Below are 16,017 nucleotides of genomic sequence, written 5' to 3'. Positions count from 1 at the left end.
CCTATCCAACCGGCTGCCCCGCCCATGCGCGCTTGGGCGGCCGGACGGGGCGAGCCCGGCGCTTCAGCGCCCGGGCCGTTTCACGCGTTTACTCCCAAATCAACAGACAGTACTGTTTCTTGCCGCGTCGCAACAGCGTGTAGCGCTGATGAAGGTGGTCGGCCTGCTCCAGGCGCGCGTCCAACGCGTCCGCTCTGGCGCCGTTGACGCTGACGGCGCCGCTTTGCAGCAGCGTGCGGGCCTCGCTTTTGGACGCGGCCAGGCCGCTGGCCGCCAAGGCGTCGACCAAGGGCGTGGACTGCCGCGGCAAGGCCAGCCGGGGCATGCCGTCTTGCGCCAGTTGGGCGAAGTCCGCGGCGCCGAGCCGCTCCACATCGTTGTCGAACAGGCTGAGGGTGATGCGCTGGGCGGCGGCGAGCGCGGCCGGACCGTGAACCAGCTCGGTCACTTGTTCGGCCAGGATGCGTTGCGCCCGCGGCTTGCCGCCGGACGTGCGGTCCTCGGCCTCGATGACCTCGATCTCCTCGTTGGACAAAAAGGTGAAGTAGCGCAGGAAGCGGTAGACGTCGGCGTCGGCCGCGCCCAGCCAGAACTGGTAGAAGGCGTAGGGCGAGCACTTGCTCGGGTCCAGCCACACCGCGTTGCCTTCGCTTTTGCCGAACTTGGTGCCGTCGCTATTGGTGATCAAGGGCATGGTCAGGCCGAAGGCCTGTTGCTGGGTCACCCGTCTGACCAGGTCGACGCCGGCGGTGATATTGCCCCATTGATCGGAACCGCCGATCTGCAGTTTGCAGCCGAAGCGGCGGTTCAGCTCCACGAAGTCGTGGCTCTGGAGCAGGCTGTAGGCAAACTCGGTGAAGGAAATGCCGACATCGTCGCGGTTGATCCGCTGCTGCACCGACTCCTTCTTGATCATGGCGTTGACCGAGAAATGCTTGCCGACGTCGCGCAGGAAGTCCAGCGCGCTCATCTGGGCGAACCAATCGTGGTTGTTGGCCATCAGGGCGGCGTTGTCGCCTTCGAAACTGAGGAAGGGCTCCACCTGGCGGCGAATCTTGTCCACCCAGCCGGCCACCACGTCCGAGGTGTTGAGTTTGCGCTCGCTGGCCTTGAAGCTGGGGTCGCCTATCATGCCGGTGGCGCCGCCGACCAGGGCGATAGGGCGGTGCCCGGCCATCTGGAAGCGCTTGAGCAACAGCAGCGGCACCAGGTGGCCGAGGTGCAGGCTGTCGGCGGTGGGGTCGAAACCGCAGTACAGGGTGACCGTTTCCCGGGACAGCAGCGCGTCGAGCGCGTCCGCGTCGGTGGCCTGCGAGATCAGGCCGCGTTGCTGCAGATCCCGGATCAGGGTCGATTGCTTCATTTCGTTTACCTCCATGATTGCGGCGCGCGGCCGTATTGGCCGCGCGTCCGGACGACGGCGCGCTTGCGCCGTCAGAACACGGGCAGCAGTCCTTGCATCACCAGGATCTGGAACAGGATGATGGCGAGGCCGGAACCGCCTATCGCCCAATGCAGGGTGCCGCCGCCGCTGACTTGGTAGCCGGGCCGGTAGTTGTCCTGGCGGCGCAGCTTGATCAGGGCCAGCGCCGGGAACAGGATGGCGAGAATCACCAGGAAGATGGCGGCGGCGCCCAGCGCGGCGATGAAGCCGCTGGGGAAAAACAGGGCGAAGCCCAGCGGCGGCAGATAGGTGATCAGCGCGGTCTGCAGCCGCTGCCGCAGGCTGTCGCCGCGCTTCAGCGTGCTGGCCATGGCGTCGAACAGGCCGAGCGAAACGCATAGATAAGAAGTGAACAGCGCGATGGACGAGAAGGCGGACAGCAGGGAGGGCACTTGCGGCGTGGGCACCAGCGCATGGAATTCGTCCAGGAACATGCCCACCGAACCGTTATGGGCGGAGATGGCCTGAAAGCTGTGGCTGCCGTAGCGCGGCAGCGCGCCCAGCGTGTTGAACACCCACAGCAGGTAGACGCCCATGGGAATCAGGCTGCCGGCGATGAAGACATTGCGCAGTGTGCGGGGCTGGTCGCGGCCCAGGTATTTGACCATGCTGGGCACGCTGCCGTGAAAGCCGAAGGCGGTCAGAAACATGGGGATGGCGGCCAGCATGTATTTGGCCGAGTCCGTGTTTTCCGACAGGTTGCCGGTGTCGACATAGGGCTGAATGACCGCGCTGAGCGAGAGAAAGATCAGGATGTTGAGGCTGAACAGCAGTCGGTTGACCTTGTCCACCGCGGTGGTGCTGGCGAAGACGATGCCGCCGATCAGCGCGGTGAAGGCCAGCGAGACCTGGCCGGGCGACAGGGTCAGGCCCAGGTATTGGTGCAGGCCGGATTGATAGGTGGAGCCTCCGCCGGAGATATAGGCGGAGGAGAGCGCGTAGAGCAGGAGCAACAGGCTGGCGTTGATCAGATAGCTGCCCTTGGCGTTGAACAGCGAGCGGGCGATGGCGTCGAAGCCGTAGCCTTCGGGAAAGGACAGACAGACCTCCAGCAGCATCAGGCCGGTATAGGTCATCAGCGCCCAGATCAGAAACAGGGTCAGGCAGGCGTAGCCGAAGCCCATGCCGGCGGACACCAGCGGCAGCGCCAGCATGCCCGCGCCCAGCATGGTGCCGGAAATCAGCAAGGTGGCCCCGATGGCCTTGAAATTGACTTGCATGTGGAATCCTCAACCATCCTTGATGAAGAGAAGGATGCGTTCATAAAAACCGGACAAACTCATAGTCGGTATTGGGTCTGGTAGTGAAAAAAACGCTCCCGGCCAGGCCGGGAGCGGAGGGGGATCAGGCAGCGATCAGGGCGTCGGCGCCGGTCTTGTCTTCCATGTCCACGATCTGGGCCAGCTTGGCGGCGAAGACTTCGCGCAGCTGTTCCCAGTAGGCGTCGAAGTCCTCGGCCTTGCGCAGGAAGTGGGTCATCACCGCGGCGCGCAGGATGTAGACGCTTTCCACCTTGTCCCATTCGGCGCGGCTGAAGCCGCGGCTGGCCACGTAGTGCCAAGGGGTGTCGCCGTACTCTTCCACCGACAGCGAAGTCGAGGAGGTCAGGAAGTCGTTGGTGTAGGTGCGGCCGGAAGCGTAGGAGCAGATCTCGTACATCTTCTTGTTCAGCCGGTTGTGGTCTTCCAGGCTGTCGTTGCCGATTTCCTTGAAGGTGAAGTTCACCATGTGGAAGTCCGGGTGCATGATGGGACGCACTTCGAACTGGCGGCGGCCGACGGTCAGCGGCTTGGCGGCGGCCAGACGCTGGGCGAACCAGTCGGCGGTGACGATGCCGCGGCCGATCACCTTGCCGTAGCCGCCGATGTTCAGCGGCACCAGACGGTGGGCCGCCCATACCGCGGCGGCGGTGGCGCCGGCCTTGGAGCCTTCCATGATGGAGGAGCCCAGCACCACCTTGGTGTCCGCGCCTTCTGCCTCGTCCACTTCTTCGAACACATAGGCCGCGTGGTAGGAGATCAGGTCGACGATGCGCTTGTCCTTCATGCAGACGGCGCCGGCCGCGTACTGGATGTAGCCCACCTTGTGCGGGTCCACGGTGATGGAGTCCGCTTCGGCCATCGCCTTGAAGCCTTCGTAGACGTCGCGCTTGGGCCAGGTCACGCCGGCCGGGATGATGTCTTCGGCGCGGTAGCGGGCCAGCAGTGCGTCGTAGTCCATGAACTGATTGTTGTCATCGAGGAACATCGCGCGGACATAGCCGCCGTAGGCCGCGTCCACGTGCACGTAGAAGGAGGCGCCGTATTTCTGTTCGCACTCGGCGCGCAGCTTGATCACTTCGTCGACATGGTCGATCGAGCCTTCCTCGGTGGTGCCCACCACGGAGACCATGGCTAGGATGGGGTGGCCTTCCTCGATCAGGCGGAAGGTGATCTCGCGCATCTTGGCCACGTCGGTGCGGTAGTTCTCGTCCACCGGCAGCGGCACGATGTGTTCCTGGCCGATGCCCAGCACGTCCATCGCCTTCATCCACGAGTAGTGCTTGGATTGCGGCACCAGGATCTTGCCCAGCGAACCTTGCTTGATGCCGACGCCGCGGCAGGACATCGCGCGCACTTCTTCGAACAGGCCGCGTTTTTTCAATTCGTCGGTCAGGTCCAGCACCGCGCTGGGCGACAGGTTCAGCAGTTCGCGCTCGCTCTTGCCGGCGACCAGATCGCGGGCTTTTTCATGCTGGGCGATGGCCAGCGGCATGGTCTTCAGATTGCGCGCCACCCACATGCCTTCGTAGTTGGCCACGGTGCCGCCGGAGGTGATGTGGCCCCAGCTGCGCTTGGGGTCGTAGCCGAACATCCGGCACAGATCGAGGCCGGCTTCCACTTCCAGTTCGGTGGTGGTGGGCGAGGCTTCGTGCGCGCAGTTGTTCGGGTTGTACATCATGGTCATTACGTAGGCCAGATTGGACACCATCAGCGTGTCCGCATTCATATGGCCCAGATAACGCGGCGAGAACCAGGGCACCGAGGTGTTCTTCAGCTTGGAGGACAGCTGGCGCAAGATGCCTTCGGTGCGATACAGGGTCTGGCGGAAATCGCCGGCGTGCTGTTCCACCGGGGTGACCAGCGCCGGGTCTTCCGGGTGAAAGTCCGCGCGCCAGTGCAGGTGTTCGGACACGGCGTATTCCATCATTTCCTTGAAGAACACGCGGTTTTCGGATTTGGGGCCGATGAACAGGGCATCGACGTTAAGCGGGGAGAAAGTCGGATTGGTCATGACTGAGTAACCTTGTTATTTAAGAGAGGCGTGAGCCGGCTCATTTGCCTTCGGCGGGACGAGCCTTGCTGGCGGGCGAGGTGCGCGGGGCGACGCCGGCGGAACGGGCGTGCTTGGCTTTTTGGCCGTAGGCGTACACCAGGAAGGGAATCACCAGCATGACGGCGAGGCCGATGAGCTGGAACTGCAGGTATTCATGCGCGGAGCCATGGAAGCTGCCCGGCGGGATGAAGCCCAGGTAGCCGGCCAGCAGGGAGATGGCGATGCCCAGGCCGGAGCAGATCCACATGCCCGCCTTGCCGCCGGGAACGCGGAAGCTGCGTTCCACGTCCGGGCGCTTGTAGCGCAGATAGATGGCGGCGGAGAACATGAACAGATAGGCCACCAGATAGACGAGCCCGGTCAGGCCCATCAGCATGAAGTAGAAGTTGTCCACATTGGGCATCACGGTGATCAGCACGCCGACGATGGTGATGGCCGCCGCCTGGATCAGCACCAGGGTCACCGGCACGCCGTGGCGATTGGTCGTCTGCAGGAATTTCGGCAGCGCGCCGGAGTCGGCGGTGGCTTGCAGGCCGCGCACCGGGCCCAGCACCCAGGAGTTCACCTGACCCACCAGGCCCAGGCCGATGCACAGGCCCATGACCGGGGCCAGCCAGCCCATGCCCCATTGATTGAAGTAGAGCTCGAAGGCCTGCATCAGACCGGCGGTCATCGAGATCTTCTCTTTGGGGATGGCGATGAAGATCGCGGCGGAGCCGATCACGGACAGCAGCACCATGATCACCGACACCAGGATGATGGCGATCGGATAATTGCGGCGGGCATCCTTGATGGAGGACACATTGGACGCCGACACCTCCATGCCCATCACCACGAAGATGAAGCCGATGAACAGGCCGAGGGTGCCGCTGTCGCTAAAGCTGGGCACCAGATTGTTCCAGCTCCAGGACACGTCGGTCATGATGGGGTGGCCGCCGGCAAGATAGGCGATGCCGCAGCCGATCAGCACCACGCCGGGCAGGAACACGCCCAGGCTCACGCAGATGGTGGAGACCCAACCCAGGGTTTTCACGCCGCGCATGTTGACCAGGGTGCAGGCCCACCAGATGCCCAGAATCATCGCCAGCATGTAGAGCTTGTTGCTGGCGAGAGCAGGGTCGAACACATAGGCGAAGGTGGCGGCGATGATCATGATGATGGAGGTCATGCCGAACACCATCTGTATCCACTGCATCCACACCGCGACAAAGCCCATGCGCTCGCCGAAGGCCTCGCGCACCCAGATGAACAGGCCGCCGTCCTGCGGCCAGGCGGTGGCCAGCTCCGCGGACACCAGCGCGGTGGGCACCAGGAACAGCAGCGCGGCCGCCAAGGTCAGGAAAATCGTCATCATCCCCGGCTGCGCCGTCATCGGCAGCGTACGGACGCTGACGACCACGGCGGCGGTGATCATGACGAAGGCGAAGACGCTGATCTTGGGAGGCGCCTTATCGATTGTCGTCATTTTCATCTCCATCGAACAAATAAATAAAAACGTTCAAACATAAAATTTCGAAAATATTATTTATTTCGCCATGTTCAGCGTTTGATGAAAGTCAATATTAGGAAAATTCGATAAACGATAATTCTTATGGAATAATTGGAGTAGGCCGGCAAAGCCTTGCCAGGCAAGGCTTTGATTGGTCTTGGGGCGGATCAGGCTATTGAGGATGAATTTGGCTTGGCGCTGGCGCGGCGGCGGTTTTGGCCGCCTGTTTACGTTCTCGCAAGCGAGAGAGACAAGGCCTTGCGGCTGAGAAACGGAACCCACGCGTGGCGGATGAGGGCTTCGGGCGGCGCTCAGCGCTTTGCGTCACGCCAGGCGCAGCAGAGTGTGAGGCGGCGCTGACGTCGCGGGACGGCGAGAAGACGGGATGGGTGTGCTGGAGGAGGACCGCGGGGCGCGGAAGCGGCGGCGCAAGCAGGCATGCGCCGCCGGAGGAGGCTAAAGGTTTACAGGGCCTGGGACGGGTTCATGCCTTTGGGTAGCAGCATCCACAGATTGCCTTGCTGCTTCATTCTGCCGGCGTACATGCCGGCCTCGGTGCCGAAGCCCCAGAAGAAGTCCGCGCGCACCGCGCCCTTGATCGCGCTGCCGGTATCCTGGGCGTGCACCAGCCGCGCCAGCGGCTGGGTGGAATGAGGCCAGGTGGTGAGCAGGTAGACCGGCGCGCCCAGCGGGATGTAGCGCGGGTCAACCGCGATGCTGTAGCCGCCGGTCAGCGGCACGCCCAGCGCGCCCATGGGGCCGCCGTTGTCGCCCGGCAAGGTTTTGAAGAACACATAGCTGGGATTCACCGCGAACAGCTCTTGCCGGCGTTGCGGATTGCGCGCCAGCCAGTCCTTGATGCCCTGCATGGACGCGTCGCCCATGGTCAGCTCGCCCTTGTCCACCAGCCATTTGCCGATCGACTGATAGCCGTAGCCGTTTTGCTCGGCGTAGCCGATATGGATGAAGCTGCCGTCGTCCAGCTGGATGCGGCCCGAGCCCTGCACTTGCAGGAAGAACAGCTCCACCGGATCTTCGACCCAGGCGAGGATGGGCGCGTTGGCCACGCCCTTGCCCTGGTTGATTTCCGCGCGGGTGTAATACGGCAGTAGACGTTTGCCTTCCAGGCGGCCCTTCAGCCGCGTGCCGCGGTTGTCGGCGGGAAAGTCGCCGGGGCGGATTTCAATATCACCGGCCGCGCTCAGCGCCAGCCGGTTGGGCCCGCTGCGGCGCGCCGTCAGGCTGGACTTGCCGCGAACCGAGGGCGGAACGTCCACGCTGTAAAAATCGGCAGGGATGCCGTATACCGGCCAGGGGGTGCGTTCGCTGCGCGTCCGGCTGCCGCTGAGCAGCGGTTCGTAATAACCGGTGATCAAGCCGCTGTCGCGGCTGCCGTCGTTGACCTTCCAGGCGGCGAAGCGGTTTTCGAAGAACTGGCGCACCGCCTGCGCGTTGTCGGCGGCGATGCCGTCGGCTTGCCGGCACACTTCGGTCCAGCCTGGTTTTCTGGCGATGGCCTTACAGCTTTGCTTCAGCGCGAGGAGGGTATCGCCCAAGTCCTGCTGGCCCCAGGCCGGCAAGGCGGTCGGCGCGCCGCTTTCCCGCGCCGCCCCGCCCGTCTTGCCGGGCGGACTGGAAGTGGAGCAGGCGGCCAGGCCGACGACAAGCAGTAACAACAGCCATTTTTTTAACATGCGCTAAGTTCTCTGAAACGGGGCTAGGGCAGCGACGCGCTGCGAACCGGTCTGATTCTACGCTGGGACGCGCATGACGGGGCGATGACGGCCGCGGCGATTGTTGCGGCGGCGCCAACAGGCGAGACCGTCGCGCCGCGTTGTCATGGACCGGCAACAAAATTGAAAAGTTTCCTCGCTAGTATGCGGTAAAACATTCGCGCTGAAGCTTGGGCTTGAGCGCATGCAGGCCATATCACTGGAGAATCTGATGAAACGTTTTTGCATCCGCGCCTTGTTGTTGACCACCTTGCTGTCCGCCGGCCTGCCGGCTTACGCCGAGCAGACCCCGCCGACCGATGAAGAGTTGGCCGCCAGCGTGCAACAGGCCTTGAACGGCGATGCCGAACTGCAGCCGCTGAGCCTGAAGGTGAGCAGCAAGAAGAGCGAGGTGACGATTGAAGGCGGCATGACCGACGACCAGCAGATGTTCAAAGCGGGGCAGATTGCCGAAAAAGTGCCGGGCGTGAAGTTCGTCATCAACAATATGGTGCTGAAAAACTAAAAAGGTTTGCTCCGGCGGCTTGTCCGGCGGCAGCAAAGGGCGCTTCGGCGCCCTTTTGTCATTTTATTCATCCAGTTTTTCGTCGGGAATTTAAGATTAATCCGATTGTGGTGCCTTCTCTTATTGCGAAAAATATGTGGTGTTGCCGGCTGACGGCCTTTCCGGAGGCTGGAGCCGGCAAGGTTTTTCCAATCAGCAGTATGGATCGCTCGCGGCCCACTGCGAAGCACCGGACACGACTCATGGAATATGCATCCGCACTTGGCAAGAGGGTTTCCCACCGCATGATGCTGCAACCGGCGGAGCAGGTGGACAAACTGATTTCACGGCTGGAGGGCGCGGACGAAGCCAAGCTGGTGTATTGGGACGAACGCAGCCAGCGGCTGCGCGCGCTGAGTCCGCGTTCGCGCCGCGGCCAGCAATTGCTGGCGCGCGGTTTGCAATCGCCCCAGGTGGTGGGCGTGTTCGACGGCTACGCCAGTTATCAGGACATCTATCAGGCCTTCCAGCAGACGCTGGCCGACCTGAAGCTCAGCTGAGCACTTAGACGCGTTCCAGCTCCAGCAACTCCGCCATGGTTTGACGGCGGCGGATCAGCCGGCTGGAGGCGCCGTCTATCATGGCCTCGGCCAGCAGCGGCCGGCTATTGTAGTTAGACGACATGGTGGCGCCGTAAGCGCCGGCGTCGTGAAACACCAGCAAATCCCCTACCTGAGCCTCCGGCAGCAGGCGGCTTTCCACCACGCCGCCCTCCTGTTGGGTAAAGACATCCCCTGATTCGCACAGGGGGCCCGCCACCACGCAGGGGGCGCGCTCGCCTGATTTTTCCTCGCCGTCCGCGCTGAGGACGGAAATATCGTGATGGCTGCCGTACATGGCGGGGCGCATCAAGTCGTTGAATCCCGCGTCCACCAGCACGAAGCGCCGGCTGCCCATGGTTTTGACCGCCCTCACCTCGGAGATCAGGGCGCCGGATTCCGCCACCAGGAAACGACCGGGCTCGATCTCCAGCCGCACCGGGTGGCCCAGGTGAGCGGCGATCCGACGCCGCGCCTCGTCCCACAGCTCGAAATAATGCGCGGTGTCGATGCGGGCGTCGCCGTCGCGGTAAGGGATGGACAGGCCGCCGCCGGCGGAGATCGCCTCGATGTCGTGGCCCAACTGGGTCGCCAGCCTGACCATGGCGCCGCAGACCTGTTGCAGGTGGCCGTAATCGACGCCTGAGCCGATATGCATGTGCAAGCCCACCAAGTGCAGGCCGAACTGGCGGATCACCGCCAGCGCGTCGGCCACCTGTTCATGCCAGATGCCGTGCTTGCTGTTCTCGCCGCCGGTATTGGTTTTCTGGCTATGGCCGTGGCCGAAGCCGGGGTTGACGCGCAGCCAGACCCTATGGCCGGGCGAAGCCGCGCCCAGCTGACGCAGCATGTCGATGGAACCGGCGTTGACGGCGATGCTCTCGGCCGCCACTCGCGCCAGCGTGGCCCGGTCCAGCACGTCGGCGGTGAAGACGATGTCGGAAGGCTCGGCGGAGTCCGCCCGATAGCCGGCGGCCAGCGCGCGTTCGATTTCGCCCAGCGACACCGCGTCCACCTTGACGCCCTGTTCCCGCATCAGGCTGAGGATATGGGTGTTGGAGTTGGCTTTTTGCGCATAGCGGATCACGTCGAAGCCTTTCAGCTCGGCAATGCGCCGGCGAATGGTGTCGGCGTGGTACACCCAGAGCGGGCTGCCGTATTGGCGGGCGAGTTCGGCCAGTTGGCGGGCGTCGAAGCATTTCATGGCGTGGCGATGGCGTAGGTGATAGACAGCTGCATCATGGCGTGCGCCGCGGCAAAAATAAAATATCAAATTATCGCTGCTTCTTTCATTTATGATATGGATTGCCAAGGGGAAAGGCGGGCTTGGCGCCGCCTATGCGCAAGGGGTAGGGGATGGAAATCAGTCTGCGCCACATTGAAGTGTTTCGCGCGGTGATGACCACCGGCAGCGTCACCGAGGCGGCCGTCCTGCTGCGCACCTCGCAGCCCACGGTCAGCCGAGAACTGGCGCGTTGCGAACAATTGCTGGGCATGGTCTTGTTCGAGCGCAGCCGCGGCCGCTTGCGGCCAAGCGCGCAGGGGCTGCAGCTGTTCGAGGAAGTGCAGCGCAGCTATCAAGGCCTGGAACGCATCGTCAGCAGCGCGGCGGCGATTCGCCAGTTCGAGCAGGGGCAGTTATCGATTGCCTGTTTGCCGGTATTCGCGCAATCGCTGTTGCCGGCGGCGTGCCGGCGATTTCTGTCGCAAGCGCCGGGCATCAGCCTGAACATCGCGCCGCAGGAGTCGCCTTTGCTGGAAGAGTGGCTGGCGGCGCAGCGTCATGACCTGGGTTTGAGCGAGAGCGCGCACGCGCCGGCGGGGACGCGGATGGAGCCCTTGCTGCTGGCGGACGAGCTGTGCGTGTTGCCGGAGGGGCATAGGCTGCTGAGCAAGACGGTGTTGGCGCCGGAGGATTTCGAAGGCGAGGCCTTCATCAGCCTGGCGGCGACCGACAGCTATCGGCAACAGCTGGATCAGGTGTTCGCCGAGCGGGGGGTCAAGCGGCGCATGGTGGTGGAGACGCATAGCGCCGCCTCGGTATGCGCGATGGCGCGGCAGGGCATAGGCGTGGCCGTCGTCAATCCGCTGACGGCGCTGGATTATGCCGGCTCAGGCCTGGCCGCAAGGCGCTTCAGCGTGTCGATTCCGTTCGCGGTCAATCTGGTGCGGCCGCTGCACCGGCCCGCCTCGCCGCTGTTGGAGCGCTTCGTCGACAGTCTGAAGGCCGAGCTGGCCGCGGTCAGCCGGAGGCTGGCCGCGCCGACGGGGGCTTAGCGGCAGTGCAAAGTCTCGCGAGCTAGCCTGAGCGCAGGCTTTGAGCCGGTTCTTAGTCGCGCAGCGCCACCACCACCCGCTTGTTGCGCGCGCCCTTGCTTTCAATCTTCTTGACCACGACCGGGCCGATCTCGCCGGTGCTGCGCACATGGGTGCCGCCGCAGGGCTGCAGATCGATGCCGTCGATATTGATCAAGCGGATTTCCGGCAGGTGCAGCGGCGGCGTCACCGACATGGTCTTGATCAGCTCCGGCTGACGCCGCAGCGCCTCGCCGCTGCTCATTTCGATGCGCACCGCGCGGTCCTCCGCCACCAGCCGGTTCAGCTCGCGCTCGATGTGCTCGCGGTCCAGCTCCATGCCTTCCGGCAGATCGAAGTCCAGACGGCCGGATTCCGCGCTCAGATTGCCGCCGGTGACGCCGGCCTTGATCACCACGGACAATAAGTGCAGACAGGTGTGAATGCGCATGTGGCGGTGGCGGCGCGCCCAATCCAGTTCCAGGACGACCGGCGTGCCGGCGGCGAGCCGGGGCGCATCGGCGGGCAGCAGGTGGACGATGGCGCGCGTTTCGCGGTCGCGGCGGGTATCGCTGATCGCACAGCCGCCGCCGTCCCAGCTCAGCGCGGCGCTGTCGCCGGGCTGGCCGCCGCCCAGCGGATAGCACAGCGTGTCCTCCAGCACCAGGCCGGCGTCGTCATGCCGCGCCACGCGGGTTTCCAGGCGGGTTTGGTAGGGATCGATGTAAAAGCGCTCTGCCATGCGGTGATTCCTTTTCAGACTATGCTGGGAAGGCCGGCGTCGCTTGTCGCCGCCGGTCCCGATAATTTTGAGAATGCTGCCGCCGGCTGTGTATTTCAAGAGACAGCGCTGGCGAAAAATCATGGCAACAGCTTGTCGCAACAGCGTTTAGCGCAGATAATCGCCGACTTTTTCCGCCTTCCTGCCCATTGCTCTCATGACCATTCGCCATAATCTGGAACATTACAATCCGCCGCCGGACGCGGGCCTAGACGTGATTTACGCCGACGAGGCCTTGCTGGTGCTGAACAAGCCTTCCGGCTTGCTGTCGGTGCCGGGGCGCGGCGAAGACAAGGCGGACTGCTTGATCAGCCGCGCGCAGCGGGTCTATCCGGACGCGCTGACCGTGCACCGGCTGGATATGGCGACGTCCGGCCTGGTGGTGATGGGACGCGGCGCCAGCATGCAGCGAGAACTGTCCATCGCCTTCATGGACCGCAAGGTGGACAAGCGCTATGTGGCGGTGGTGGACGGCATCGTGGAACAGAACAGCGGCACCGTGGATCTGCCGCTGATCATAGATTGGCCGAACCGTCCGCGTCAGAAGGTGGATTTCGAACACGGCAAGCAGGCGATCACCCATTTCCGTGTGGTGCTGCGCGACGGTTTGCGCCAGACCAGCCGGGTGGAGCTGGAGCCCCTGACCGGCCGCGCCCATCAGCTGCGCATGCATATGCTGCATCTGGGCCACCCCATCCTGGGCGACGACATCTACGCGCCGGAAGCGGTGCTGGCCAAGGCCGATCGCCTGCTGCTGCACGCGGATCGCCTGACGCTGCGCCACCCCATCACTCGCGAAGAGATGAGCTTCGACGCCAAAGCGCCATTCTAAGTCGGCAGTCAGCGCGCGGCCTGGCCGCGCCGGCGTTCTTCTCCTCTTGCGCGGCCATTCTTGCCGGCCGCGCCTCGCCCTGATCTTCCCCCTTGTACCGTCCACAGCGTGGCGGCGCCTTGCCCGGAGGCTGCTTTTTATAATGTCTTCGGCATTTTGTGGCACGGAAAGATTGGCTTGCCCTGCCAGTCTGTGCATACTTCCGTTTTGATCTGAAGCAAGAACTCACTAAACAAGCGTGCTGCCGCCAGAACGCTTGTTTAGTGATTTCTACCTTGTAAGGATCTGTCATGTTAAGTCGCAATTCCGCATTGCCCAGCATCGTCGTCGTCGGCGGCGGCGCCGGCGGCCTGGAGCTGGCCACTCGTCTGGGACGCAGCTTGGGCGCGCAACACAAGGCCCGCGTCGTGCTGGTCGACGGTTCGCCCACCCATATCTGGAAACCGCTGCTGCACGAGGTGGCCACTGGCGCGCTCAACACCGGCGAGGACGAGGTCAATTACTTCGCCCATGGCTATCGTAACGGCTACGAGTTCGAATTCGGCTATATGCAGTCGCTGGACACCGAGCGGCGCTGCATTCAGCTCGCCGAAGTGCGCGACGCCGGCGGGGAGCAGCTGAGCCCGCCGCGCGAGGTGCCCTACGACTGGCTGGTGCTGGCGGTGGGCGCGGAAGCGAACGACTTCGGCACGCCCGGCGTCGGCGAGCACGCGATGTTTCTGAACACCCCGGACGACGCGGAGAAGCTGCGTCACCGGGTGCTGGAACTGGCCTTCCGCTGCAGCAGCGGCCAGCAACCGCTGTCCAAGCTGGGCATCGCCATCGTCGGCGGCGGCGCCACCGGGGTGGAACTGGCGGCGGAGCTGAACCACACCCTGTGCGAACTGCATCATTACGGCGCGCGCCTGCAGCCGGAGCGCGTGGAAATCAGCGTGATCGAAGGCGCGGACCGCATCCTCGCCGCCGCGCCGCCGTCCTTGTCCGCTTACGCCCAGGAGCAATTGGCCGCGCGCAACATCAAGGTGCTGACCGGCAGCCGGGTGGCGGCGGTGCGCGCCGACGGCGTGGAATTGCAGGGCGGCGACAAGGTGGCGGCCGACATCACCGTCTGGGCCGCCGGCGTCAAGGCGCCGACCTGGCTGGCCGGCCTCGCCGGCTTGCAGACCAACCGCATCAATCAACTGCAGGTGGATAAGTGGCTGCGTTGCCAGGGCGCCGCCTGCGTCTACGCCTTGGGCGATTGCGCCGAGGCGCCGGACGGCGACAGCGGCCGCAATCTGCCGGCCACCGCCCAGGTGGCGCACCAGCAGGCGCGTTATCTGGCGGACGAATTGAGCCGGCGCGTGGCCGGTCGCCAGGGCAAGCCCTTCGTCTTCAAACCGCAGGGCATGCTGGTGTCGCTGGGCAAGCACAGCGCGGTGGGCAGCCTGGCGGCGGTGGTCGGCCCCAAACGCGATTATTATGTGGAAGGCCTCGGCGCCAAACTGATCTACAGCTCTCTGTACCGCATGCATCAGGCGGCGGTGCATGGCTGGGTGCTGGCCACTCTGCTCTACGTCGGCGACAAGCTGCGCCGCGCGGCGCGGCCGTCCTTGAAGCTGCACTGAGCCGCCCCCGTCCAATGCCAAGCCCACCTTCGAGGTGGGCTTTTCGTTGGCGCGGCTTGACCGGGCGGCGGTTTGCGAACATCTTTATTGCCGTTTGCATAAATGGGGATGGGGATGGCGCAAGCTTCTCGCCTGGAGATAGACGCCTGGCTGGATCAACGGCCGCTGGGCGGGTTTCAGCGCCGGCTGCTATTGATCTGCGGCTTGCTGATGATTCTGGACGGATTCGACGTGCAGGCCATGGCCTACGTCGCGCCGGCGCTATTGGCGGACTGGGGCTTGGCCAAGCCGGCCTTGGGGCCGGTGTTCAGCGCCGGCTTGCTGGGTCTGCTGCTGGGCGCCTTGCTGTTCAGCCCGCTGGCGGATCGCTTCGGCCGCCGCGTCTTGCTGCTGCTGTGCACCGTGTGGTTCGGCCTGGGCATGTTGGCCACCGGCTTCGCCGCCACGCTGGAGCAGTTGCTGTGGCTGCGCTTCCTGACCGGCCTGGGCCTGGGAGGCATCATGCCGAACGCGATGGCGCTGGCCGGCGAGTACAGCCCGAGCCGGCGCAGAGTCAGCATGATGATGCTGATTTCCTGCGGCTTTACCGTCGGCGCGCTGCTGGGCGGCTTGTTGGCGGCCTGGCTGGTGCCCGCGCACGGCTGGCGCGCGGTGTTCCTGGCCGGCGGCGTCGCGCCGCTGCTGCTGGCGCTGTGGATGTGGCGGCAATTGCCGGAGTCGCTGCAGTTTCTGTTGTCGCGGCAAAGGCGGGAACAGGCGCTGGCCTGGCTGCGTCGTCTGGACCCGGCGATGAGCGGGGCGGCGGCGTCCAGCCTGGCGCTGCGCGAACCCGTCGCCGCGGCGTCGTTGCCGCATTTGTTTCGGGCCGGCCGCGCGCGACTGACGCTGACCTTGTGGGCGCTCAGCTTTCTGAACCTGCTCTTGCTCTACTTCCTGTCCAACTGGATGCCGGCTTTGGCGCGGGACGCCGGCCTGAACACGCAAAACGCCATCCTCGCCGGCGCCGCGCTGCAACTGGGCGGCGTGGCCGGCACCTTGCTGTTGGGGGTCTGGATAGACAGACTGGGTTTCTTGCGGGTGATGCTGCCCAGTTTCGCGCTGGCCGCCGCCGCCGTGGCCATGCTGGGGCAGTGGGGGGCGCAGCAGGCCGGCTTGTTCGGCTTATTGTTCGCCGCCGGTTTTTGCGTGGTGGGCGGCCAGCCGGCGATCAACGCCCTGGCGGCCAACGCCTATCCCACCTCCTTGCGCGCCACCGGCGTGGGCTGGAGTCTGGGCGTGGGCCGGGTGGGCTCGGTGTTGGGACCGTGGCTGGGCGGCGAGCTGCTGCGCCAGGACTGGAGCCTGGCCAGCCTGTTCATGCTGGCGGCGACGCCGGCCTTGCTGGCGGCCTGGCTGGTGTGGATGTGCCCGCAGGCGGCGCGGCCGGCCGCCGTCTGAG

Annotated in this window: 13 protein-coding genes; 6 read left to right on the top strand and 7 right to left on the bottom strand. The window is 64.5% G+C overall.

The genetic code is table 11. From position 1 onward, the window contains the following. Positions 1 to 88: 88 nt before the first annotated feature. From tyrS to mltA, 5 genes are all read right to left on the bottom strand, one after another. A complete protein-coding gene (tyrS, locus tag AB1Z25_RS18050) occupies positions 89 to 1,363 on the bottom strand; it encodes a tyrosine--tRNA ligase (RefSeq protein ID WP_486635831.1) in 1,275 nt (424 codons plus the stop codon). A gap of 71 nt (positions 1,364 to 1,434) precedes the next feature. Further along, the gene (locus AB1Z25_RS18045; RefSeq protein WP_235086655.1) at positions 1,435 to 2,664 is read right to left on the bottom strand and encodes an amino acid permease; all 1,230 of its coding nucleotides are present in this window, start codon (positions 2,662 to 2,664) and stop codon (positions 1,435 to 1,437) included. 124 nt (positions 2,665 to 2,788) lie between these two features. Then, positions 2,789 to 4,717, bottom strand: coding sequence for a pyridoxal phosphate-dependent decarboxylase family protein (locus tag AB1Z25_RS18040; protein ID WP_227104888.1), 1,929 nt, complete (start codon positions 4,715 to 4,717; stop codon positions 2,789 to 2,791). A 40-nt stretch (positions 4,718 to 4,757) separates the two neighbouring features. Continuing rightward, positions 4,758 to 6,224 (bottom strand): amino acid permease, encoded by a 1,467-nt coding sequence (locus AB1Z25_RS18035; RefSeq protein ID WP_158274335.1) that lies wholly within the window; start codon positions 6,222 to 6,224, stop codon positions 4,758 to 4,760. A gap of 488 nt (positions 6,225 to 6,712) precedes the next feature. Next, the gene (gene mltA, locus AB1Z25_RS18030; RefSeq protein ID WP_486635830.1) at positions 6,713 to 7,942 is read right to left on the bottom strand and encodes a murein transglycosylase A; all 1,230 of its coding nucleotides are present in this window, start codon (positions 7,940 to 7,942) and stop codon (positions 6,713 to 6,715) included. Between the two features lie 250 nt (positions 7,943 to 8,192). On the opposite strand from mltA, the gene AB1Z25_RS18025 reads away from it, so the two are divergent. Both AB1Z25_RS18025 and AB1Z25_RS18020 read left to right on the top strand, forming a co-directional pair. Next, the gene (locus tag AB1Z25_RS18025) at positions 8,193 to 8,486 is read left to right on the top strand and encodes a BON domain-containing protein (protein WP_158274334.1); all 294 of its coding nucleotides are present in this window, start codon (positions 8,193 to 8,195) and stop codon (positions 8,484 to 8,486) included. Between the two features lie 242 nt (positions 8,487 to 8,728). Beyond that, positions 8,729 to 9,025 carry a hypothetical protein gene (locus AB1Z25_RS18020; RefSeq protein ID WP_227104885.1) on the top strand — a complete coding sequence of 99 codons (297 nt, stop codon included), beginning with the start codon at positions 8,729 to 8,731 and terminating at the stop codon, positions 9,023 to 9,025. Between the two features lie 4 nt (positions 9,026 to 9,029). On the opposite strand, the gene lysA is transcribed toward AB1Z25_RS18020, so the two are convergent. Next, positions 9,030 to 10,268, bottom strand: a complete 1,239-nt coding sequence (gene lysA / locus AB1Z25_RS18015; RefSeq protein WP_486635829.1) for a diaminopimelate decarboxylase — start codon at positions 10,266 to 10,268, stop codon at positions 9,030 to 9,032. A 152-nt stretch (positions 10,269 to 10,420) separates the two neighbouring features. Here lysA and AB1Z25_RS18010 point away from each other — a divergent pair, with 152 nt between their 5' ends. Continuing rightward, entirely contained in the window at positions 10,421 to 11,341 is a 921-nt protein-coding gene (locus AB1Z25_RS18010; protein WP_107800519.1) for a LysR family transcriptional regulator, read from the top strand. 52 nt (positions 11,342 to 11,393) lie between these two features. On the opposite strand, the gene AB1Z25_RS18005 is transcribed toward AB1Z25_RS18010, so the two are convergent. Beyond that, positions 11,394 to 12,101, bottom strand: a complete 708-nt coding sequence (locus AB1Z25_RS18005; RefSeq protein WP_227104882.1) for an alanyl-tRNA editing protein — start codon at positions 12,099 to 12,101, stop codon at positions 11,394 to 11,396. 196 nt (positions 12,102 to 12,297) lie between these two features. Here AB1Z25_RS18005 and AB1Z25_RS18000 point away from each other — a divergent pair, with 196 nt between their 5' ends. The 3 genes from AB1Z25_RS18000 (at position 12,298) to AB1Z25_RS17990 (ending at position 16,016) form a co-directional block, all read left to right on the top strand. Beyond that, positions 12,298 to 12,972 carry a pseudouridine synthase gene (locus tag AB1Z25_RS18000; protein WP_107800517.1) on the top strand — a complete coding sequence of 225 codons (675 nt, stop codon included), beginning with the start codon at positions 12,298 to 12,300 and terminating at the stop codon, positions 12,970 to 12,972. A gap of 290 nt (positions 12,973 to 13,262) precedes the next feature. Then, on the top strand, positions 13,263 to 14,579 hold the full coding sequence (locus AB1Z25_RS17995) for an NAD(P)/FAD-dependent oxidoreductase (RefSeq protein ID WP_107800516.1): 1,317 nt from the start codon (positions 13,263 to 13,265) through the stop codon (positions 14,577 to 14,579). A gap of 114 nt (positions 14,580 to 14,693) precedes the next feature. After that, positions 14,694 to 16,016, top strand: coding sequence for an MFS transporter (locus AB1Z25_RS17990; protein ID WP_486635828.1), 1,323 nt, complete (start codon positions 14,694 to 14,696; stop codon positions 16,014 to 16,016). Position 16,017: the final 1 nt, after the last annotated feature.

This window comes from Chromobacterium sp. HL1 (genome assembly GCF_057418835.1).
Note: the sequence above shows the minus strand (reverse complement) of the source record. Positions and strands in the feature narration are given on the sequence as shown.

Bases quoted from the DNA above. Each gene is read 5' to 3' on its own strand.
- AB1Z25_RS18040 (WP_227104888.1), bottom strand. From the start codon at position 4,717: ATGACCAATCCGACTTTCTCCCCGCTTAACGTCGATGCCCTGTTCATC.
- AB1Z25_RS18005 (WP_227104882.1), bottom strand. From the start codon at position 12,101: ATGGCAGAGCGCTTTTACATCGATCCCTACCAAACCCGCCTGGAAACC.
- AB1Z25_RS17995 (WP_107800516.1), top strand. From the start codon at position 13,263: ATGTTAAGTCGCAATTCCGCATTGCCCAGCATCGTCGTCGTCGGCGGC.
- AB1Z25_RS18010 (WP_107800519.1), top strand. From the start codon at position 10,421: ATGGAAATCAGTCTGCGCCACATTGAAGTGTTTCGCGCGGTGATGACC.
- AB1Z25_RS18000 (WP_107800517.1), top strand. From the start codon at position 12,298: ATGACCATTCGCCATAATCTGGAACATTACAATCCGCCGCCGGACGCG.
- AB1Z25_RS18020 (WP_227104885.1), top strand. From the start codon at position 8,729: ATGGAATATGCATCCGCACTTGGCAAGAGGGTTTCCCACCGCATGATG.
- tyrS (WP_486635831.1), bottom strand. From the start codon at position 1,363: ATGAAGCAATCGACCCTGATCCGGGATCTGCAGCAACGCGGCCTGATC.
- AB1Z25_RS18025 (WP_158274334.1), top strand. From the start codon at position 8,193: ATGAAACGTTTTTGCATCCGCGCCTTGTTGTTGACCACCTTGCTGTCC.
- lysA (WP_486635829.1), bottom strand. From the start codon at position 10,268: ATGAAATGCTTCGACGCCCGCCAACTGGCCGAACTCGCCCGCCAATAC.
- AB1Z25_RS17990 (WP_486635828.1), top strand. From the start codon at position 14,694: ATGGCGCAAGCTTCTCGCCTGGAGATAGACGCCTGGCTGGATCAACGG.
- AB1Z25_RS18035 (WP_158274335.1), bottom strand. From the start codon at position 6,224: ATGACGACAATCGATAAGGCGCCTCCCAAGATCAGCGTCTTCGCCTTC.
- mltA (WP_486635830.1), bottom strand. From the start codon at position 7,942: ATGTTAAAAAAATGGCTGTTGTTACTGCTTGTCGTCGGCCTGGCCGCC.
- AB1Z25_RS18045 (WP_235086655.1), bottom strand. From the start codon at position 2,664: ATGCAAGTCAATTTCAAGGCCATCGGGGCCACCTTGCTGATTTCCGGC.